Origin of the sequence: Ligilactobacillus salivarius, assembly GCF_035231985.1 — a bacterium.
Lineage (GTDB): Bacteria > Bacillota > Bacilli > Lactobacillales > Lactobacillaceae > Ligilactobacillus > Ligilactobacillus salivarius.
The window spans coordinates 344,959-367,655 of the sequence record NZ_CP117983.1 but is presented as its reverse complement, the minus strand read 5'-3'; the positions used below and the strand labels follow the sequence as shown (position 1 = coordinate 367,655).

At 32.6% G+C, this 22,697-nt stretch carries 20 protein-coding genes; 5 read left to right on the top strand and 15 right to left on the bottom strand.

The features are described 5' to 3' along the window. Nucleotides 1-19 precede the first annotated feature (19 nt). The 9 genes from PTA89_RS01550 to PTA89_RS01510 form a co-directional block, all read right to left on the bottom strand. On the bottom strand, nucleotides 20-676 hold the full coding sequence (locus PTA89_RS01550) for a hypothetical protein (protein ID WP_113896077.1): 657 nt from the start codon (nucleotides 674-676) through the stop codon (nucleotides 20-22). Between the two features lie 85 nt (nucleotides 677-761). Beyond that, on the bottom strand, nucleotides 762-1,010 hold the full coding sequence (locus PTA89_RS01545) for a type B 50S ribosomal protein L31 (protein ID WP_003699599.1): 249 nt from the start codon (nucleotides 1,008-1,010) through the stop codon (nucleotides 762-764). 105 nt (nucleotides 1,011-1,115) lie between these two features. After that, nucleotides 1,116-2,399 (bottom strand): transcription termination factor Rho, encoded by a 1,284-nt coding sequence (gene rho, locus PTA89_RS01540; protein ID WP_178847649.1) that lies wholly within the window; start codon nucleotides 2,397-2,399, stop codon nucleotides 1,116-1,118. Between the two features lie 10 nt (nucleotides 2,400-2,409). Next, nucleotides 2,410-3,681: a UDP-N-acetylglucosamine 1-carboxyvinyltransferase gene (locus tag PTA89_RS01535; RefSeq protein WP_003699603.1), complete on the bottom strand. Its 1,272-nt coding sequence runs from the start codon at nucleotides 3,679-3,681 to the stop codon at nucleotides 2,410-2,412. Between the two features lie 255 nt (nucleotides 3,682-3,936). Beyond that, nucleotides 3,937-4,137 carry an LBP_cg2779 family protein gene (locus tag PTA89_RS01530; RefSeq protein WP_003699605.1) on the bottom strand — a complete coding sequence of 67 codons (201 nt, stop codon included), beginning with the start codon at nucleotides 4,135-4,137 and terminating at the stop codon, nucleotides 3,937-3,939. A 111-nt stretch (nucleotides 4,138-4,248) separates the two neighbouring features. Then, nucleotides 4,249-5,847, bottom strand: coding sequence for a CTP synthase (locus PTA89_RS01525; RefSeq protein WP_034983749.1), 1,599 nt, complete (start codon nucleotides 5,845-5,847; stop codon nucleotides 4,249-4,251). A 174-nt stretch (nucleotides 5,848-6,021) separates the two neighbouring features. Beyond that, nucleotides 6,022-6,612, bottom strand: a complete 591-nt coding sequence (rpoE, locus tag PTA89_RS01520) for a DNA-directed RNA polymerase subunit delta (RefSeq protein WP_003708857.1) — start codon at nucleotides 6,610-6,612, stop codon at nucleotides 6,022-6,024. A 45-nt stretch (nucleotides 6,613-6,657) separates the two neighbouring features. Beyond that, nucleotides 6,658-7,095, bottom strand: coding sequence for a DUF1934 domain-containing protein (locus tag PTA89_RS01515; protein ID WP_324177284.1), 438 nt, complete (start codon nucleotides 7,093-7,095; stop codon nucleotides 6,658-6,660). Between the two features lie 101 nt (nucleotides 7,096-7,196). After that, entirely contained in the window at nucleotides 7,197-7,865 is a 669-nt protein-coding gene (locus tag PTA89_RS01510) for a type 1 glutamine amidotransferase (protein WP_094371949.1), read from the bottom strand. 215 nt (nucleotides 7,866-8,080) lie between these two features. Here PTA89_RS01510 and PTA89_RS01505 point away from each other — a divergent pair, with 215 nt between their 5' ends. From PTA89_RS01505 to PTA89_RS01485, 5 genes are all read left to right on the top strand, one after another. After that, nucleotides 8,081-9,412 (top strand): HD domain-containing protein, encoded by a 1,332-nt coding sequence (locus PTA89_RS01505; RefSeq protein ID WP_275066595.1) that lies wholly within the window; start codon nucleotides 8,081-8,083, stop codon nucleotides 9,410-9,412. 15 nt (nucleotides 9,413-9,427) lie between these two features. Continuing rightward, entirely contained in the window at nucleotides 9,428-10,249 is an 822-nt protein-coding gene (locus tag PTA89_RS01500) for a Cof-type HAD-IIB family hydrolase (protein WP_324177283.1), read from the top strand. Nucleotides 10,250-10,312: 63 nt separating this feature from the next. Continuing rightward, nucleotides 10,313-11,080 carry a DMT family transporter gene (locus PTA89_RS01495; protein ID WP_324177282.1) on the top strand — a complete coding sequence of 256 codons (768 nt, stop codon included), beginning with the start codon at nucleotides 10,313-10,315 and terminating at the stop codon, nucleotides 11,078-11,080. A gap of 177 nt (nucleotides 11,081-11,257) precedes the next feature. After that, on the top strand, nucleotides 11,258-12,478 hold the full coding sequence (locus tag PTA89_RS01490; protein ID WP_087251119.1) for an RNA-guided endonuclease TnpB family protein: 1,221 nt from the start codon (nucleotides 11,258-11,260) through the stop codon (nucleotides 12,476-12,478). A gap of 141 nt (nucleotides 12,479-12,619) precedes the next feature. Beyond that, a complete protein-coding gene (locus tag PTA89_RS01485; RefSeq protein WP_087251151.1) occupies nucleotides 12,620-12,823 on the top strand; it encodes a DMT family transporter in 204 nt (67 codons plus the stop codon). A 68-nt stretch (nucleotides 12,824-12,891) separates the two neighbouring features. Here PTA89_RS01485 and PTA89_RS01480 read toward each other — a convergent pair whose 3' ends face one another. From PTA89_RS01480 to PTA89_RS01455, 6 genes are read right to left on the bottom strand one after another with little or no spacing between them, the layout of a single operon-like run. Next, nucleotides 12,892-13,977: a DUF4767 domain-containing protein gene (locus tag PTA89_RS01480; protein ID WP_324177281.1), complete on the bottom strand. Its 1,086-nt coding sequence runs from the start codon at nucleotides 13,975-13,977 to the stop codon at nucleotides 12,892-12,894. Between the two features lie 53 nt (nucleotides 13,978-14,030). Next, nucleotides 14,031-16,646, bottom strand: a complete 2,616-nt coding sequence (locus PTA89_RS01475) for a DUF7017 domain-containing protein (protein WP_324177280.1) — start codon at nucleotides 16,644-16,646, stop codon at nucleotides 14,031-14,033. Further along, entirely contained in the window at nucleotides 16,639-18,651 is a 2,013-nt protein-coding gene (locus PTA89_RS01470) for an ATP-dependent helicase (RefSeq protein ID WP_324177279.1), read from the bottom strand. The genes PTA89_RS01475 and PTA89_RS01470 overlap by 8 nt, the downstream gene beginning before the upstream one ends. Further along, on the bottom strand, nucleotides 18,644-19,939 hold the full coding sequence (locus tag PTA89_RS01465; protein ID WP_324177278.1) for a hypothetical protein: 1,296 nt from the start codon (nucleotides 19,937-19,939) through the stop codon (nucleotides 18,644-18,646). The genes PTA89_RS01470 and PTA89_RS01465 overlap by 8 nt, the downstream gene beginning before the upstream one ends. A gap of 3 nt (nucleotides 19,940-19,942) precedes the next feature. After that, the gene (locus PTA89_RS01460) at nucleotides 19,943-21,550 is read right to left on the bottom strand and encodes an AAA family ATPase (RefSeq protein ID WP_069468661.1); all 1,608 of its coding nucleotides are present in this window, start codon (nucleotides 21,548-21,550) and stop codon (nucleotides 19,943-19,945) included. Next, the gene (locus PTA89_RS01455) at nucleotides 21,550-22,575 is read right to left on the bottom strand and encodes a hypothetical protein (protein WP_324177277.1); all 1,026 of its coding nucleotides are present in this window, start codon (nucleotides 22,573-22,575) and stop codon (nucleotides 21,550-21,552) included. The genes PTA89_RS01460 and PTA89_RS01455 overlap by 1 nt, the downstream gene beginning before the upstream one ends. Nucleotides 22,576-22,697: the final 122 nt, after the last annotated feature.

Sequence of the window (22,697 nt, the reverse complement as noted above, 5' to 3'; positions counted from 1 at the left end):
AAATTAGCTGCCTGTATTTTTAAAATCTAAATGACTTATGAAAATAAAATCCCTGTAACCATCGTGATGAACGTTTAATATTAAAATATGCATAAATACATAGCAATCCTGCACCAATTGTATCAGCAATTAGATCTCCCATAGTATCCATCAATGCTGCTCGACCTAGAAAAGCTTTCCCTGCACTGCTAGCATAACGCTGTAAGTTCATTCCAAATAAACCATCGCAAGTAAACTCATAAAATTCCCAACACACTCCACAAAAAATTGCAAATGATAATGCATAAAGTACTAAGAATCCAGCTGGCATATGTTCTCTTAAGTGCTTAGGAACAAGCATGCCATATAGTGAAAATCCAAAACTAGCCAATAAGGCACCACTTATTAAATGAAGTCCCTTATCCCAATAAGGCACGCTATAAAAATGTAATAATGTACCTAGATAAACTGAACCATATATAAATAATAAATAAAACGCATTTAGGAATTTAGGCAAGTTAAATCTAAAAAGGCTTGAGGCAATCACAGGAGCCAAAGCTAGTAAAATCCCTGCAATTGTTTCTGCTATGTATAACATACTTTTATGTTCAATAAAACTTGAAACTAATGATACCAGCATTGAAATTTCAATAAATATTAGCATAATTATATCAAATGACCAATTAAATTTTTTCATATTATAATTCACCTCACAACAAAAAAATCTGTTACCCACCTCAATTATGAGGCAAGTAACAGATTTTGACAAGTTATCCACAATCTTAGTTTGTGAAACCGTACTTCTTGTTGAAACGATCCACACGTCCGTCTGCTTGTGTAAACTTTTGACGACCTGTGTAGAATGGATGTGAATCACTAGAGATTTCAACACGAATCAATGGATATGTGTTGCCATCTTCCCATTCAATTGTTTCTTCAGAATTCTTTGTAGAACCTGATAAAAATTTATAACCTGTTGCAGAGTCCATGAAAACAACTTCATGGTAATCTGGATGAATTCCTTGTTTCATTTCATTTCGCTCCTTTGCCCTGAGTCATTTGCTGAGTCAGAGTTATTCTGTGTATTACAACAAGAAACATAATAACATGTTTCAAAACATTCTGCAATAAATTTTTTATTTCATCATTTTTTCAATTTTACCACAAAATTCAACATTATCTTGCGAATTACGTAAAAGTTGTAGCACCTGTTCAGTGTCAGAAACTAAATCATTACTCAAGTTTTTACGCAATTTCCATAATGCATCCAATTTCTCTTGTGATAATAATAATTCTTCTTTTCTTGTTCCTGAACGCTTTATATCGACAGCAGGAAAGACTCTTCTTTCTGCCAATTCACGTGATAAGTGAAGTTCTTGGTTACCAGTTCCCTTAAATTCTTCATAGATAACATCATCCATACGAGAACCAGTATCTACTAATGCAGTCGCCAAGATCGTCAAGCTTCCGCCCTCTTCAATATTCCGTGCTGCACCAAAGAATTTCTTTGGTTTATATAAGGCTGCCGGATCAATCCCACCAGAAAGTGTACGTCCACTTGGCGGAACTACTAAGTTATAAGCTCTGGCTAAACGAGTCAAAGAATCCAATAAGATAATAACATCTTGTTTATCTTCAACTAATCGCATCGCTCTTTCCAGCAATAATTCTGCTACACGTACATGATTTTCAGGACGTTGGTCAAAAGTTGAGTAAACAACTTCACCGTTAACTGTTCTTTCTAAATCTGTAACTTCTTCTGGACGTTCATCAATTAGTAATAATAACAATTTCGCATCTGGGTAATTTGCAGAAATTCCCTTGGCAATTGCTTTTAACAAACTAGTCTTTCCAGCTTTAGGTGGCGCAACAATTAAACCACGTTGACCAAATCCAATCGGTGCAAACAAGTCTATTACACGTGTAGATAATTGTCCCTTAATTGTTTCCAATTCTATCTGTTTATCTGGATAAATTGGCGTTAAAGCTGGAAAATGATCGCGTTTCTTGGCTTCTTCAGGATCCTTATTATTTACAGAATCAACGTGTAAAATTCCATAAAATTTTTCGCCTTGTCGAGGTGGGCGAGCTGTCCCTGCAACTTCATCACCATTTCTTAAACCAAATCGTCTAATCTGTGATGCTGAAATATAGATATCCTCTTGTGATGGTCCATAATTGATAGGTCTCAAGAATCCATAACCATCTTGATTAGGAACTATTTCTAAAATTCCTTTCATATAGAAACCATTTTTATTTGCTTGTGCTCGAATTACCGCTAAAGATAATTCTTTTTTATTCATTTTGCTATAGTAAGGAATTTTATAAATTCTTGCGTAATTATAAATTTCCTTTAGCGTCATGTTTTCCAATTCAGCAATTGTTAATTCTTTGATATCTTTATTTTCAGATGTCGCCATTACATTTCCCCTATTCTCGGTTATCTGTAATAATTTCTACTTTTACAGACAGACCTTTTAATTTATCTACTATTCTGTCATAACCACGTAAAATATTATCAGCCTTTGTGATCACAGTTGTTCCTTCTGCCATTAATGCTAAACCTAGTAATGATACTCCAGCTCTAATTTCGCTAGCTTCAACTGTTGTTCCTAGTAAGTCTTTAGATCTCTTAACAGTAATAATTCCATCTTTACTAGAAATCTTTGCACCCATTTTACGCATTTCAGGAATATGTTTAACTCGTTCAGGATATAATGTATCAATAATTCTAGAACTACCTTGTGCTTTTAATAATAGTGGAGTTAGTGGTTGTTGCAAATCTGTCGCAAAACCTGGGAAAGGAGCTGTTTTAACTGTGACAGGGACTAATAAATCGCCACCAGGAACATAGATGCTATCTTCATGAATTTCTAAACGCACGCCCATCTCTTGTAATTTGGCGATGAATGGATCTAAATGTTCTGTAATAACATTTTTTACTAATACACCGTTACCGTTTGCTGCTGCAAATGCTAAGTATGTACCTGCTTCAATTCTATCAGGAATAATTGTATGAGTATTTGTAGCTCTTAATTCATCTACACCCTCAATTCTAATAACATCTGTACCTGCTCCACGAATTCGAGCTCCCATATTATTTAAAAATGTAGCTAAGTCGACAATTTCAGGTTCTTTAGCTGCATTTTCAATAATTGTAGTTCCTTTAGCTTTAACTGCTGCTAATAAGACATTAACTGTAGCCCCTACTGAAACTAAGTCAAAGAAGATTCTTGCACCCTTCAAACCTTCAGGACCAGTCTTGATATATACTTTATCTTTTTCTTCTACAACTTTTGCACCTAAAGCTTCGAAGCCTTTAATATGTTGATCAATAGGACGTGGACCAATATTATCGCCACCAGGAAAATCAACAATTGCTTCACCAAATCTACCTAACAAAGCTCCCATGAAATAATAAGAAGCTCGCAAACTTCTAATAGCTTTACCAGGAAGTGGAGCTTTCTTAATTTCAGTAGGATCTATCATCAATTCCCCATGTCCAAAATGGGAAGAAACATTCATAGACTTTAAAATAATCATCAAATTATGTACATCTAAAATATCCGGTACACTATCAAATCTTACAACTGTGTCCGCCAAAATAGCTGCTGGAATCAGTGCCACTGTACTGTTTTTAGCACCTCCAACAGTTACTTCTCCAGATAAGGTCTGCTTACCTTTAACAATCATTTTTTTCATTTATTTATCTATCCTCTATCTAAATTAATATCATTAAATGGTGCATCCTTAATCACTATAAAGCTTCATGATGCACAGAGCGTACTCTTCTCTTTATCTTACAAGATTGACGCTCTGTTTTCAACGATAATACGGCGTTTTCATTAATATTTAACAATAACTAATATTACTGGAATAATTATTACATATATAACAATATATTAAAAAAACTACTTCCAAATCATCAACAGATTCGAAAGTAGTCTCTATCTATTTTTAATCCAGCTTTTGTCCATTAATGACTGCTGTAATTTCGCGATACTCATCGTTAGTAGGTTCAGCTTCCATTGTCTTCAAGGCATGGATTCTTTCAACTGAGCGATGACTTTCCAAAGAAAAATCAGCATCTGTTAAATGATTTTTTTCTTGATATTCAATGATTGATTTTGCAAATGGACTTAACTCTCTAGCTACCATTTTCCCTACCTCCAATTCTATACAATTTAATCATAGCACAATTTACAGAATTGGATAATAAAAAACAATATATCCATAATCAAATACAGATATATTGTCTTTAAATCAATATTACTTACCAGCACTAGCATTAATAAATGCTTGGAATAGACCTTCTGGACGTTGTGGACGTGATAAGAATTCTGGATGGTATTGTGCAGCAACAAAGAATTTGTTTTCTGGAATTTCAACAACTTCAACTAAACGGTTGTCTGGAGAAGTACCAGAGAATACTAAACCTTTAGCTGCCAATTCATCGCGATACTTGTTGTTAAATTCATAACGGTGACGGTGACGTTCTTGAATTACATCTTGGTTACCGTATGCAGCAGAAGCAACAGAACCAGCCTTCAACTTGCATGGGTATAGACCTAAACGTTGTGTTCCACCCATATTTTCAACATCTTCTTGATCAGCCATCAAGTCGATAATCTTATTAGCAGCCTTTGGATTTACTTCACCAGTTGTTGCATCTTCAATACCAGCAACATCACGAGCAAATTCAATACATGCCATTTGCATACCTAAGCAAATACCTAAGTAAGGTACATCATTTTCACGAGCATAGCGAATTGCTTGAATCATACCTTCAAGACCTCTATCGCCAAAGCCACCAGGAACAATGACACCATCATAACCCTTCAATTCATCAGCAACATTTTCAGCAGTTAACTTTTCAGAATCGAAGTAATCAATCTTAACGTTAGCTTCAATTGTGTATCCAGCATGTTTCAATGCTTCGTTAACAGAAATGTAAGCATCTGGTAATTGAACATACTTACCAACCAAAGCAATCTTAACTTCACCTGAAAGATTCTTAACTTTATCACGTAAAGCAGCCCATTCAGTCATATCTGCAGCTGGTGTATCTAAGTGTAATTTCTTACATACAATTTCATCCATGTTTTGAGCTTGTAGATTCAATGGAATTGAGTAAAGTGTATCTACGTCCATAGATTCAATTACTGCTTCTGGTTCAACGTCACAGAAGTTAGCAATCTTATTACGCATGCTTTGAGAAATTGGCTTTTCAGTACGTACAACTAAAATATTTGGTTGAATTCCTAAACCACGTAGTTCTTTAACACTATGTTGAGTTGGCTTAGTTTTCATTTCTCCAGCAGCATGTAAGTAAGGTACAAGTGTTGTGTGGATGTAAACTACATTTTCACTACCTACTTCAGACTTCATTTGACGTAAAGCTTCCAAGAATGGTAATGATTCAATATCACCAACAGTACCACCAACTTCTGTAATTACTACATCAGCATCTGTGATTGTACCTGCACGCATGATTTTTTCTTTAATCATGTTAGTGATATGTGGAATAACTTGAACAGTTGCACCTAAGTAATCGCCACGACGTTCTTTCTTCAACACTTCAGAATAAATCTTACCTGTTGTTACGTTAGAATACTTGTTTAAGTTAATATCAATAAAACGTTCATAGTGACCAAGGTCTAAATCCGTTTCTGTACCGTCATCTGTCACGAAAACTTCTCCATGTTGATATGGACTCATTGTCCCTGGATCTACGTTGATATAAGGGTCAAACTTTTGAATTGTAACTTTCAAGCCACGATTCTTCAACAAACGTCCGAGTGATGCAGCTACGATTCCTTTACCTAATGAGGAAACAACACCACCAGTAACAAAAATATACTTGGTCATTATAACTCTCCTTGTGTTAAATTAATTATTTAAGGACTATCACAAAAACAAGAAACTCCCTATTCGCTTATCTTTGAATAGGGAGCCTTATTATCCGTTCTTTACTTCATAACTCATATGAAGTGCCCGTATTGTATTCTACATACTCTTTAGGCACACGTCAAGAATTAAATCTTAATCTTGATTTTCTTCATCAAGATCTGCGTCAGAAAATTCTGTTAATTGACCTTCAATTCCGTCAGCTAATTCATCTTCTGGATCATCGCCATCATCAATATCATCTAAATCTTTAGTATATTGTTTTAATTCATGACTACCTTCATCGTCGTCATCATCTTCATCATCATAATCATTGTCAAGATCTTCATCTTCTGGATCATCGTCATCATAGTCGATAACATCATCATCATCAGAAACATCGGCCAAGAAGGCGTTAACTTTCTTACGTTTCTTACGTGGACGTTCCTCGTCTTCTTCGTCTTCGCCATGAACGAGTGCTTCGTCAATGGAATCATATGGATACCATGAACGTAACCCCCAAACATTATCCCCTAATGAAATGAAGCTACCATCAATATTCAAATCTGTATAGAATTGTGCTAGACGGTCACGGATCTCTTCATCAGACTTACCAAGATAGACTTGGATTTCGTTAGTTAAATCAACAAATGCCATTGTTTCGCCACGTTGATGTAAAATCTCGTGGGCTACTTCAATCATAGACAATTCATCTTTATTTGCATCTTTGAATTTTTCAAGCTCCAAACTGGTACACGTCCTTTCAAACAGTTTACTCTTCATACTACAATATTAAGCAGTAAATTGCAATCTAATTTTGTATTCCCCAACAATTTTTTCTTGGGAATATAGTAAATAATCTACTTCTACTTTAGCAGAAATTGGCATATCTTTCTTGGAAATATTGACTTTATTAGTCAAAGTTTCAATTGGGATTACTCCATATGGTGTTTTATATGTTGTAGATACTCTTTTTTGACCAGCAAAATATAATCGCATCTTCATCTCACCTTGTTGACGGTTTAATTGAACTTCACCATCATCAGTGATCTTAAAGGTTACTGTTGCATCCTCGTGTTGATCATGCTTTTCTTGATAGCGCAAATAAATATTTGATCCCATTTTTACATATTGTCCATTAAAAGTCTCAGTATACTTGGATACTTCACCATCTTGTTTACGAATTGTTTCCACTTTTACAACAATAGGTGTTCCATTCTTTAATTCCATATGATCCTTCCTTCAAAGTTAATTATATGTTTTGTGATTACATTCAAAAAAGACAACTAACACTTCCAAAATAAAAGTTAAATTGCCCTTTATTTTCTATCTTAAACTAATAAATAGTCCAATAATTTAAACAAAATTTCTTTATTTTCCTTAGGTACTCCATGTTTTATTATATCTTCTGGAGTTTGATGTAATGCATTATTTTGTAGTGCATAATTACCGTCATTCAAAGCTACTTCTCGCACAGAATCTTCATCTTGTTCAAAATGAAATTGCAGACCGACTACATTATCTCCCAATATAAAGCCTTGATTTTTAACTAAATCGCTACTAAATAACAATTTAGCTTCTTGTGGTACCTCAAACATTTCCTCATGCCAATGAAATGCAGTAAAACTATCAGGTAATTCTAAATTAATATCACATTGTCGATAAACTTTTGCCCAACCAACTTCCTTGTATGGTGATTTAGTTACTTTATACCCTAAAGTTTTAGCAATTTGTTGTGCCCCATAACAGAATCCAATAATTGGCTTCTTTCTAGCTAACAGTTCTGCAATTATTTTTCTTTCTTGCACAATCCAATCTAAATCATCATTAGGACTCATAGGTCCACCTAAAATTATTAAAAAGTCAATCTCGTTTGCTTGTGGTAAAATCCCAAATTGATAAGGATGATAAACATATAACTCATGCTTATGCAAATGAGCATAATCTCTAATCATGCCTAAACCTTCATTGGGTGTATGCTGCAAAACAGTAATCTTCATGTTTTTCCTTTCTATCAACGGCAAGGTTGTGAGTAGGTTTCGCCTGCAAATACCTATATTTACAAATATATTATAGCTTAGATATTATTTTTTTCAATTTAAACGGCATTAATCTGATTTCAATTAGTATTTTATGCTAGTATTAATATTGAAATCCATTACATTATATTTGGAACCTAGGAGGCGAATTTTTGATTTCCGATTACAAACATCAAATGTTACCTATGGAGAAAGTTCTTCGTGACCCAATCCATAATTACATTTACATTCAACACCAAGTTATTTTAGATTTAATTAACACTAGAGAATTTCAACGTTTACGTCGTATTCGACAATTAGGCGTCGCAAATTATGTATTTCATGGTGCTGAGCATTCCCGTTTTACTCATTCTGTAGGTGTTTACGAGATAACTCGCAAAATTTGTGATTTATTTCAACGTAACTACCCTTCAAAAGAAAAAGGAGACGGTCTTTGGAATGATGATGAAAGATTAGTAGCTTTATGTGCAGCACTTTTACATGATGTTGGTCATGGAGCTTATTCACATACTTTTGAACATATTTTTCATACCAATCATGAAAAAATGACGACTGAAATTATTACTTCATCTCACTCTGAAGTTAATGCTGTTTTACGCAAAGTGGCTCCCGATTTTCCAGAAAAAGTTGCGAGTGTTATTGAAAAAAGCTATCCTAACCCTCAAGTTGTTCAAATGATTTCTAGTCAAATTGATGCTGATCGAATGGACTACCTTTTAAGAGATTCTTATTTCACTGGTACAAATTACGGAACTTTTGATCTAACTAGAATTTTAAGAGTTATGAAACCATACCCTGATGGAATTAGCTTTGATATGAGTGGTATGCACGCTGTTGAAGATTATATCGTTAGTCGCTTTCAAATGTATCAACAAGTGTATTTCCACCCTGTATCACGCTCAATTGAAGTTATTCTGAGTCACTTATTAAAACGTGCCAAATATCTTTATAAAAATGGTAAAACAAATTGTCTCGGTCCAACTAATCTACTCTTTCCGTTTTTCGAAGATAATTTTAGTTTATCAGACTACTTGAAACTTGATGATGGTGTTTTAAATTCTTACTTCTCCCTTTGGCAAGATAGCGATGATAAAATTTTGAGTGATCTGGCAGACCGATTCTTAAATCGCAAACCTTTCAAATCTGTAAGAGTAAGCGAAGATACTCGTTACTTACTCCCTACTCTTCGAAAATTAGTAGCTGACGCCGGATTTGATAGTGAATATTATACGGCTACCAATGATAGTTTTGACTTGCCTTACGACACTTATTCACCATCGCAAAATAAACATCGCACTCAAATAGAGCTTATGCAAAAAGATGGATTATTAGTTGAATTATCTCAAGTAAGTAATTTAGTAGCCGCTATTTCTGGTAAAGTTTCTGGCGATGAACGTTTCTTCTTTCCGAAAGAAATGAAATCATCTGAACAGCAATTGGAATTATTCGGTCCAATATATTCTGAATTTCAGAGTTATCTAAAAAATGACACATTAATCAAAAAATAAAGGATGAAATTAACCATGAGTAAAATCAAACTGATCGCAACTGATATCGATGGAACACTAGTTGATGATGCCAAAAATCTTTCACCTAAGACAATCGACGTTTTAAAAAAAGCAAGAGCTAATGGCATTTATGTTGTCTTATGTACTGGACGTCCGCTAAGTGGCGTCGCTAATCTCCTATCTCAATTAGGTTTAGATAATGATGATAATTTTGTGATTACACACAATGGTGCCCAAGCTGTCAGTGCTAAATCTGGCAAGGCTATTTTTAAACATTTATTAGACTTTTCTGATTTCAAACGTCTTGACACTATTAGTAAGGAATTAAAAGTTAATATGCAGACAATTACTACTGATTCTCAATTATTTGTTACTTCTCCTGATATTAACTACTATTCTGTTTTAGATACTTTCTATACACATATGCAGCTGAAGTATCGTCCTGTAACAGAAATACCTGAAGATATTGAAATTGCTAAAATTATGTGGGCAGATTATCCAGAAAATATCGATTCAGCCCTTCCAAACTTGCCAAAAGACTTACGTGACAAATTTGATTGTATTCGCAGTGAAAAATGGTTCTTTGAATTTATGAATCCATTAGCAACTAAGGGAAATGCTGTTATTGAATTAGGTAAACATTTAGGTATAAGTGCTGATGAAATCTTAACAGCTGGTGATCAAAATAATGATCTTTCCATGATTGAAAAAGGCGGATTTAGTATTGCGATGGGAAATGCAATCGATACAATTAAAGAAAAAGCTGATTATATCACTGATACAAATAATAACGATGGTTTAGCAAAGGCTATTGAACAATTTGTTTTTGATAATTAGCTATTGACTTGTAGCTAACTTCAACTTGTATAGTAAGAGTAATAATTATTAGGATGTGATTACATGTTACTACTAGCTTTAATTCCCGTTTTTATGGGAAGTGGACTAGCTATTCAAACTGCAATTAATTCCAGACTAGGTAGTGTATCTGGCTCTTCCTTTCTTGCTTCAATGGTTTCATTTGTAGTTGGAGCTATCTTTTTAAATATCCTGCTCATACTTATAGGTACTTCTCCTTTAGTAAATATAACCACAATTACTAGCAACCCTTGGTGGATTTGGCTAGGTGGTGTTTTAGGAGTAGTTGGACTAACTACTAATATCTTACTTTTTCCTAAATTAGGTAGTGTACAGACTGCTGTATTACCTATCTTTGGTCAAATTGTCATGGGGCAAATTATTGATCAATTTGGTTTATTTGAATCTCCAATTTCTAAATTCACTTTCATTAAAATGGTGGGTTTATTATTAGTAGCAGGTGGCATGCTACTAGCAACAGGAGCTTTCATGCCTAAAGATAAAATGGCTAAAAAGCAACATCATTTACTACCTTATCAATTGTTAGGAATCTTCGCAGGTGTCCTAATGGCTACTCAAACAGCTATTAACGGTCACTTAGGTGTTATTTTAAAATCGTCATTACACGCTGCGATGATTTCTTTTACTGTTGGTGCTCTATTGCTAATAATTATTGTGTTGATCCTTCCTGTACAGATTTCAAATTTAAAGTTAGCTTACCAAAATTTTAGTAAGCAATGGTGGCTTTGGATTGGAGGATTTTTAGTGACAAATGAGGCTGGGAAAAAAGTCTCAAGACTTAAAAACCGTTAGAAATCACGTTACTAAAAACGTTGATTCCTAGCAGTTTTTAATATAACTATTTTCTAAAATTTATCTGAAAATATAGTTTTTTTCCAGCCTCTAGTAATAGCTCCTTTTGGAGCTATTTTGTGTCTTTTTTATCCAATATGTTATAATAAAAATATGGATAAAAGGTGGTGAAATCAAATGAAAACAGTAATTATAGCTAAAGTACGTTTATATCCTAATCAAGAACAAGTTGCTCAATTTAAAGCCGTAACTAAGGAATATCAACGTTTATGTAACCTTGTTAGTCAGTGGTATTTTGATAATGATTGTAAGGTAAATCGTAAAAAATTCAACAAAGAGATGTATCACTATTTACGTGCTGAATCTAAAGAAATTAATTCAGCTATGGTTCAGTCTACCTACCGTACCGTTGAAGCTCGTTACAAGACTGTTGAAACTCAATTAAAACAACGTCCTTATCGTTATCAAGACCAAAATACTGGTGAATGGTACCATGAAAAGCGTGATTTATCTTGGCTACATAAAGCAGTTAAATTCTCACGTCCACAAGCTGATTATGTGCGTAATATCAACTATTCTTTTGTTGAACAAGGCTCAAAAATATCTATGAATGTCTTAGGACAAAGAATAAAAGTTGCTTTTAATGGCAATTATTTAAACTTTTTTGATCCTAATTACAAACTAGGTACAGCTAAGTTAGTTCAGCTTAAAAAACATTGGTTTTTACACATTCCAGTTACCATTGAAACTGATGACTGGGAAAAAGAACATAATCAACACATTATCGGTCTTGATCGTGGATTAAGACAAATTGTTACTAGCTATGACGAAAAAGGTAAAACCAGTTTTAAAAATGGTAAAGCTATTGCTTATAAACGTAGAAAGTATGCCTATTTACGTAGTCAACTCCAAAGTAAAGGAACTAAATCTGCCAAGCGAAAACTAAAAAGACTAAGTCAAAAAGAGAACCGTTGGATAAGTGATGTTAACCATTGCCTATCTAAGACACTTGTTGACACTTACGGTCAAAATAGCTTGTTCGTTTTGGAAGATTTATCTGGAGTTACTTTTGAAAAAACTAATTCTAACAAGAATCAAACTAGAGAATTACATTCATGGGCTTTTTATGATTTACAAACTAAATTAGCTTATAAAGCACGTAAAAGCCAAAGCCAAGTCTTGATTGTATCAGCTAAATACACTAGCCAAAGATGCCCTAAATGCGGTCAAATTAGAAAAGAAAATCGTAATCATAGAATACATAGATATGACTGTGTTTTCTGTGGGTTTAAAACTAATGATGACCGTGTTGGAGCTATGAACTTGTACGAATTAGGTAAGCAATATATTTCTGGAATTGAAAACCCTAAATTTGAATTAACTAACGTTACCGACTGACATGTTGGTAATCTAGGGTGTTGTCAACCACCCAAATGTAGCCACGTATAGTGTGGGAGCAACGAAGTTGCGCTATTACCACTGACCGTAAGGTCGTGAGCTACAAGCCCCATGTCTTTAGACTGGGGCAGTTGACGTGCCATATACGTTTTAGGATGCTCTTGGTTAGTTCCACAAATTGGTACTGGTCAAGTAATTGTATTAGTATTATTCGGACAACTTTTCTTCAGTGCAATAATTGATAACTGGGGACTTCTCCATTCCAAAGTTAATCCTATTAATCTAATGCGTATTTTGGGACTTATTACTATGTTTATTGGCGTAGTTGTACTTCACTTTATATAAAGAATATTAAAAGACTGATAATCTATTCTAGTTTTGTAGATTATCAGTCTTTTGTTATTAGCTATGATTTAAAATTTATAATTTATATCATCATATTTAGCATCACTTTGTTGGTTAGCCAAATCTTCACTTGGATAGTAAACATAATCTGTAAGATTGTTTGCCCCAAAACCGTAAAGAACAAGTGGTACTTTTTGTCCGTCAATTTCTTCTTCATGTGTAAAGAAATGTTCACCACCGCCTTGAAGTTGATACCAGCCTCTCATACTGATACCATTAGTACCTATATTACCAGCACTTCTCCATTCTTCCTTACTTTGACGTTCAGATTCACTGACATCAGAAGGAGTATCTTTAGTTCTTTTATATAAAACAGCATGGTTTGTTTCACCATCTGCACTAATAAGTGTAATTTCATGTTCAGAAATCACTAATTTTTTCATTCCATCTTCGCCTTTAGAATACCATGTTCCTCTCATTGCCTCTGGCGTAGTCACATATCCCCCACGTCCTTCGCCTAAATCTTCTGTTGCTTTAGTCGAACTCGAACTTTTTGCACTACTACTTGATGATACTTTTGGCTTTTCAACATGAGTAGCTTTACCATCAAAGATGTTCACGAAATTTTCTTTAAGTGATTTATTCTTAGTTTCACTCCAGTTATTCCCACTGCCCTCATTTACTAAAACAATAGGTTCACCATCAGCTAAAGTAAATGCATAAGTTATACTAGAACTTGAAGATTTATTGTAGTTATAGATGGCTACAACATTGTAATCATTTTTACCTGTTCCTTTTTTATCCCATGCCATTGAAACATTTTGTCCATTTACTGTAGTACTATTAAAATCTTGAGGATAATTCATTCCCGAAGCCGTTTGAATATTATTGGTTCCATCATACTTTGTGTAGGTTTGGTTCATGACCTCTCCCCATTGTTTCATAAAATCTTCTAGGCGGCTGTCCTTATCGTTATTCCATAAAGAACCTGATTTCTTCTTAGCTACACCTTTTTGACTCTTTTTACTTGATGATTGTTTAACAACTTTAACCTTAGAAGTTACATTTGACTTCTTACTAGAATTAGATCCACAACCAGTCAATATGAGTAATGAACTTAGTATGACTGAACTAATGATAGTGAGTTTTTTCATAAGCAATCTATCCTTTTCTATAGTATCCACTTCCATTATATCAAATCTAACTATCACTCAGTCTCTAATTTTTTAATATCAACAATTTGCCACAGTAGTTTATTTTTCTTTTGCTTAATCTTTTGGGTTACCTTCACTTTATCATTATTTTGTAAATGATATTCTTCAACCATCCATGCTGGGATACGTTTATTTTCATAATCTGTCACAATGAGATCTCTATTATCCCAAGGATCCAAACCTTGTTTATAAACACCCTCATAATTTTGGATAAACTTCACTTTAAATGTATAATCTGTAGTTTCTTCTACATCGCCCACCAATTCAAAGCGTGGTTTCATTCCAGCTTTTTTCACTTTCTTAGGTACCAATCTAGCGAAATAACATTCATATAAGCTTATTTTTTTCAGCAATTCTTCGTCAATAATAATTCCTTCAACTTTTTCGCCATTTTTGTCTAAAACGACAACATCAATGAATTTCTTTCCATCCGAACCAGCAACATAAAAATTACGCTTTTCTATTTTCTCATTGAATTTCTGCTCAATCATCTTAGTAAATTTACGATAAAATTTCTGGTTACTTTCAGGCAATTGAGTTTCTGCATACCAAGGAAGATTTTCAAACTTAGCCTTATATTCTTTATCCTTAATCTTAGATAATTCAAACTTAATTGGACCATAGTATTCTGAATTTTTAGCTGCGATTAAATATTCTATAATTTCTTTTCTAACTTCATCGCTATCACCTTTAGTCTTTAGGAATTCAAATAAAGCTGCTATTCTAAGCTCATTATCATCTTTTACAAAATCTGCATAAGCTTTCCAGAGCCAACTATTACCTCTATCAGTTACCAAGAATTTATCGAATGCTTTACCAGTTTCTTCATCAAAGTCATGATCCAATAAAATCTTGCAATAATAGTATCCAATCCATTTATTTTCCTTATAGTTTTCAAAAACTACACTACCTAATTTATCGATAATAACTTGTACTTGTTGTTGAGTTAGAGAAGCAGATTTTTCTTTAGCTAATTTCAAGAATATCCTTAAAAACTCTCCAACAGCTTTATTACTAGTATAAACTTTCCTCACTTCAGAAAGTTGCTCTAGCCATAAATCCAAGCTCGCTAAAACATCCGTATTTGTTCTTGATACTGCTGCATAATAACTACTCAATAATTTTGCAAAGTCGCTTGGATAAGGGCGAGAGGGATCATCAGGATTCTCTACTTCTTTAAAATTTTCAGCTACAAATGACTCATCATTCGATAGTACCCAAGTCATTAATCTGAGGTATTCTTTAGGGTTGCTGATATTAAATTTAGTAATTACTAAAGCCTTGTTAAATTCTGTGACTCTATTTTCAAAGATTGTTACTGGCAATTCAGCTATCAATGTATCTGTTAAATTCTCTAATTCCTTAGGAGTAGTTTTATACACGAGATAGATTATATTCTCACCAATACTTTCACGTACCAAGTCATCGTTATATGATAACTGTTCCTTTTTCTTCAAAAAGCTACCATATTCTTGAATTAAATTTTTTTTATCTTGCACATATTCCACATATCCATAAACTCGAATAAAATCATTAATCAAGTTCTTGCCATAATGTCCTCTATATTCGCGTAATCTTTTCGTCTTTTCCAAAGCAAAGATTTCAAGCACTACCTTTAAGTATCTTTCTACACTATCTGCTCTATTACATAGCGATTTTGCGTAGCCTTGCATAATCTGGATAATTTTACTAGAATACTCTTTGTCTTCCATCACATTTTTAGTAGGCGACAAATAATCATCAGGTATTTTGCTAAAATCTAATACTTTTTCTACTAGATAAATATATCCATTTTCTCTTTTAGTAATCTCAGCTTTATTGTTACCCAATTGGTAGTATTTAATCTGTGATAAGACCAGAATCAACTCAAATGGTGTTTCAGAAAGATGCTCCCTATCTATTTCTCTAACAACCAACTTGCAACATCTATCAATTGCTGCATAATCTTTGGATTTATATTTTTTCCAAATGACCGCTGTTAGCATTATTCCTAGGACTTTACCCATATAAATGTAGTTATCTTTATACTTTGAATAGAAATTCAAAACTTCATTCATAATAGTTTGGATATCAGCATGTAAAAAATGCTCACTTCTTACATAACAACTTATTAAATCGCTTAAAAAGCCACTTATCCCTACCATTTGATTTTTTCCAGAATAATAGTTATAGGTACTTGTTAATTCGCTATCCCAATCAGATAAATTAAATTCTTGATTTACAAAAAATGTAAATGAGGTTGTTACTAACTCATGTAATTTATCCCATTTTTCTTGCTTACTAAGTTCCCAAGCTTTCCTCATTATTTGTGCTTGTGTGAGTTTTATATACAATGAGAAATATCCAATTTCATAATCATCAGAGAATATAGTCTTTTGAATCTCGTAGTTTTCTTGAACAATTCTCATGTATTTCGTAAATTCACTATCAGCTTTTAGAAAATCATACAATACCCATACTGCAGATGCAGTTACATCTAGGTTGTTTTGCTGTGCCAATTTACATACATGGTAAGCTTCTGCTAGTCTACCATCTTTTCTTAAAAAACTAATCGCATCATTTAATCCATCAACATCGCGAACTGCTATCATTTTTTCAACATCATTCATTGTCCGCACTTCCTCTAAAATTTGGATTTATCTTCTTAAATTCTGCTCCAATCAACTCTAATTTATCAGCTATTTCTAGCTTGCTACGAAGTGTTGCTTTAGTCCAAAATTTTCGACTATTATAATATGCTTGCATGACATAGTTGTTATTTTCAACATCACTTAGATAAATCAAAACAAAATATTGTTTTTCAAAATTTCTATCATCGATATTAGTAACAACTAAACCATTATTTTCAGAAATTTCTTCCACCTTATCTACTAAGCGAGCAATCTTTTCATCATTAAATTGATACTCTTCAATCTTAGTTGCCATTTCTCTTTCTTTTTCAAGATTCTTCTTTTTGCCAATAAATTCATTTGAGATATCAAAGTTACCAAATAAACTGGTTGCGTTAAATACTAATACATTCTTTATCGCTCTTGATAAAGCTGTATAAGTCCAACGTAAACTAGATTCATCTAATCCATTTCTGTCAGTAAAATCTACATATACATCATTCCATTCATTTCCTTGAACTTTATGACCAGTCATCGCATAAGCATATTTCACTTGGATACTATTATAAAATTTATCCTGATAAATCTTGTCTAGTAGTTGATATCTTTCACATTCATTTTTAGGATCACAAATCGGATGTTTTCTCAAAAGTTCTCTTATCCTATCCTTATCTGATACAGATAATCCACTTTCTCCAACATTTGCTAATTTCTTTATGGCTGTTTCCCAGTATTCATTATTACTTTTAATATGACGACGATGTTCTTCTGGAGTTTCTGTAATTCCTATACGTTCTTCAGCATCGTAAAATAGTGCTGTCCTCTCATCTGATGAAAGTTGAGAGTCATCTGAATTTAGAACATTTTCTAATAAGTAGCTCACATACTCTTTTCCTGTTCGTTCTAAACGATATTTAACCTTTACATAAGACAAAGTTACATCTTGGTTATTAACTCTTACATTACTTGATTTTCGATCATAGGTTGCGATTATTTCAGCAATATCTCCAGTGAAAAAGTCCTCATTGAACTCATTACTTGCAGCATCCATTACAAGTAAATCATATTGATTTTTAGAAAATACTACTAAATCACCACTACTAATCGGTGCATCTTCCATATTTTGAAGTTTTCTACGAATCAATTTATTATATTCTTGAGCTGCTCTAGTTGAATAAGTTACTACTACCTTATTTCTCTTATTGTCACGATTAAATTGCCCAGCAATCTTTTGTTTCTTTTCTTCCTTGCTCCAATCAGCCTCATCAATATTTCTAACATTACCAGTATTTTTAAATTCATAAGGTATTATTTTTTGATGATTTTCTACACTAGTAATCAATTCGGCATATTTATCTATACCTCTAGCTAGTTCCCCATGCATACGATATTGGGTTTTCAATTCGTATTTCATAGTATTTAAGCCTAACTCTTCAAAATAAGTTTGCTTTAAAGCTTTAGCACTAGTATCTCTAATTGGTAATAATCGATATTCATCGCCAATAAATATTATTTTGACATTACCTTTTTCAAAAATCTGAGTAGAAGTCAACAAGTCCGTTAATAATTTTCCAGAACCAAAATGCAAATTTCCCCTATTGTTTTCTTCATCAGAAATGTAAGAAGCATCGTCTATAATAAAAACATTCTTATCTTCTTGTTTGTTTAATTTGAAATCAAATATCAAATTATCTCCATCATCAATCTTTTTTGTTGCTCTTCGATAGATTTTACGATAGATCGTTTGACAATCTTGTTCTGGAATTTGAGGAAATTTTTGTTTAATTAGACCTACAGATTGCCCCGTAGGAGATAAGATCTGTGCTTGGAAATATTCATACCCATTATTCTTATTAGCTAATTCATAAATTTTTCCAGCTAAAGTCGACTTTCCACTACCAGCTCGCCCAGATACTATTAATACCTGCGTATTACTCTTTAAAAAATTCTCTACTACTTGCAACGCTTCTTTTTCAAATTTCTCGTTATCCATAGTTTCACTCATTTCTCTTTACGATTTCCTCAGCACTTTTTATTTGCTGATTTATCCATTCTTTAAATGATATCTCATCTTTTGAGTCTTCATCATCTTGCTTTTCTTCTCTATTAACAACCTTTTCAGCTAAACTTATTTGCTTTTCTATCCACTCGTCAAATGTTAATTCAGGCTCATCTGAAATTCTCGGCTTCTTTAAGTTATGACCTGTTCTTTCTTCACTCGTAACTTTTAACTCTATATCTCGTACATTTTTCCCTTTTTGCATCCAAGATACTTTACCATTACTTGCGATAGTTAAAACATCAATGCTTCCACCTACTGTTTGATTATTGTCAAAAAAGTTACGCCTAATCATAGTAGCTAAAACTAATTGTTTAGCAAAATTAGCCACCTTATCTAAGGTTAAACCATTAATGTATGCTCGATAAAATTTGTTATAGTAATCATCAACTGTTCTTTGAAATGCTTTTGTTATTTCGATAGTATCCGTACCTTGATATTTCATATACAACTTATCATAAAAGGCATCGCTAACTTTTCTATCTACACCTAACAATAAAGCATCGGCACCATCACTTTGGGCAAATTTGTATAAATTACTATAATTAGGAGAACTTAATATTTCTTTTATTGAGAAAATTTTACTGTCTAAAACACCATATAATTCATTATTCCATAATGAACAATAATTTTCTTCCTTGCCTTTTCCTGCTAATACAATTCCTGTCGTATAAAAATTGGATACAGTTTGACTAACTAGCATATAATACGCATACTCTAGTTCCTCAGTAGTATATTTATTGTCTTCACTAATCAAAAATTGACTCATTCGATCTTGATTCACGAATTTCTGAAACTCTTGAAAAGTATAAGGTATTTTTTCTTCTTGAATTTCTTTTTTTACTTCAATCAGATTTCCTAACAAGTCTTGAGTTTTGTAAGTGCTATGTAAGTTGTTCAATATATCTTCTAGTTTCTGCTTAATATATTGCTCATATTCTCTGTTTGCTGATTTAATCAAATATTCCTTAAACAACTGAACGTATTCTGTAAATTTATTTAATGGCTCTTCACCTAAGTATTGGTTAAACCCTTCAACAATTGATTGTATTTTTTGACCATTGATTGTAGCATTTCCATAAAACATAATAGCTACACTATGCTTCAATGATAACTTAAAAATTTTTTGGCCAGTTATATAATATTTTCGGGCGCTATGGTCTTGCATTGTTAGACTACTATCAGCAGCCAGAACTACTCCATAACCATTTGTTATTCCTAATTCTGCAGTCATAGTCTAACCCCCTATTTGCCAATTAACGCTATCTCTTAGAACTTCATTAAACAATCTATTTCTAGGAAATTGTGGATGCTTAGCACAATAACTCAATTGCTTTTCTATCAATTTTTGAGCATAATTTCTTGCCCAACGCGCATTAGACTTTTTGTCATCTGGAATTTGATCATAAAGATTAATCGCCACTGCTTTTACATATTTTTCATTAAACTCTATTTTGTTCTTCTTTAAAATGTTAACCACTATTTGAGCTACAACCTGGGGCTTATATGATTCAAAAATTATTTTATGTTGAAAACGTGAAGCTAATCCTGGATCAAATTTCAAAAATTCTTCCATTTCTTTAGTATATCCTGCAATAATTGCGATAAACTTTTCTCCGTCATTTTCTAGTCGAGGTACAAAAGCCTGAATAACTTGTTTTCCTTTGTCATAAGGATCCTCTTTGTTATAAAGTTGATGGGCTTCATCAATGAAAAGTACTCCACCTAAAGCAGAATCTACCTTTTCATTGATTTTTCCACTTAAATCACCAACCCATTTACCTTCTAATTCATTACGTTTAGTTTCAATTACCGTTGTATTCTCTAAAATGCCTAGTGCATAGAATAAACGTGCAACTATTCTAGCAACCGTCGTTTTACCAGTTCCAGGTGGTCCTTCAAAAATCATATGATGTCTTCTAGATAATTCCATATTTCCAATATTTGCCTGTGAAACTTCCACTGCCTCACAAATCTCATGAATTTGTTGCTTCACATTATCCAATCCTTGTAGACTATCTAATTCATCCAAGATTTGCTTAACTAGCTTAGGATTATATACACTTGTGGCATCCAAAATCGATTTTTTGTCAATTACATTCGACATTCTGCTGTTTTTAGCAAAACTATTTAATATCTTTTTATTAAAACGTTCAACAACAAGCTTGGTCAAATGCTTGCTTTTTTGCACATATGACTTTAATACATTTCCATATAAAATATCATCTTCTAAACTTAGACCTTGATTATATAGGAGACTCTTGCCATAATTGATAGCTTCTTCAATTGTCAAATCTCTAATTACGAAATAATTAGTAAGATTGTTTTTCACTTCTTCTAAAGAATTTATATAGCTAATATTTTCTTCCGTATCTTCTAACAAGATTATTTTTTGACTATCAGATTTTTCAAGTATTCCCATTACATAGTTTTTATAATCGATCTTATATCCACGTCTATCTTCAGGTAAATCTCCACCAAAGGCAGACTTAGCATCTTGAATTATTATAAATGCATTATTTTCTACACTTTCCAGATATTCATACTGATCAGGAATAATATAAGTTTTATCACCAAAACTAGGGTTGAGTACCTTAATGAGTTTATATAAGATGTCTAAAAAGACTTCTGATTGTTCTTTTCCATTAGAAACTAAACAAATATTTATATCTATACTTTGAGAAACACTACTATTGCTAAACTTATGAATTACCTTATTTAAATAATCAATAACTTCATCTCTCAAATTATTATCGGAATATTCATTATTAAAAGCCTCTATATATTTTGTCGTATATGGGTATATACTGCAGAATATTCTTTGTTTTTCCGTCATTTTTTCCATTAATTGTTCACCCCTAACTCTTTTTCTATTACTATCGGTTCATCTAATAAAGAAAATTTTACTAGCTTTACTTTATTTGCTTGTAAATCTTCCCCTACCTGTGCTATTTCTAACTGGCGATGTATCCCATATACATTGAATAAAAAATCACTGATATCATCTAAACTCTTATTTCTTAAAATTTCTTGTGAGATATTATATTCATTTTGAGCAATTTCAGATAATGAACTTGTGGCTTGTAATAGATTAGGATTATTTCTATTATTCAAATTCCAGTAAAAATCATCCATAAAAGTTTGAGAAATGCCACCAATCATAATTTCAGTTGCTTCAGATTTTTCAAGATTGATAATACCCTTACCTATCTGTTGAACACTAACTAATAATTTATTATTTTCTGTTACTCCATATAATCTATAACTTGTTGCACTAATACTGGTTTCGTCATTGCCCACACCTACAAGACAAATTCCCATATAATCCTGCAAATTCTTTCTAGGATATAAATAGGCGTCCTTAACAATTTCTACTAATTTATTAAAACTTTCCTGATTAATGGAGATTTGATTTTGATTTAAAAAGTTAATTAGTTCATTAATCAAAATTGGAGTAGTTTCTTCATTTACTTGTTTATCAATTGATAATGTATCATATATTCGGTTAATATTTTCGACCAAACTTTGGATTCCGCCATTTATAGTTAGGTTATTTAAAACTGTCCAAATTATTCTTTGAATATAAAGATCTTTTCTATAGTTATCTTTTAAACTTCTTAGATATTCTTCAAATCTAAGTATACATTCTTTAAACGTGGCTATTGGTTGGTTAACTCTCATCTGAAATCCTTTTATCAAACTGTCCCAAACTAACCCATCTAATTCATACTTTCCAAAAGAAACTAAGTATATTTTGGCTTCTTTGTTTAATTGAATTATTTTATGTTCAGCTTTATTTCGTTTGGTATCAATATTATCAGCTATAATAACTGCCCCTTCATCTTTAGTAACAATTGTTGAATACGCCATAATTATCACATCCTGTCCATATAAAAAGCATAAAACTAGATAAGAAAACCCCATCTAATTTTATGCTTTACTTACTATTCGATTTTCTTATCGGATAACTTAGAGTAGACTCTTCATTTTTA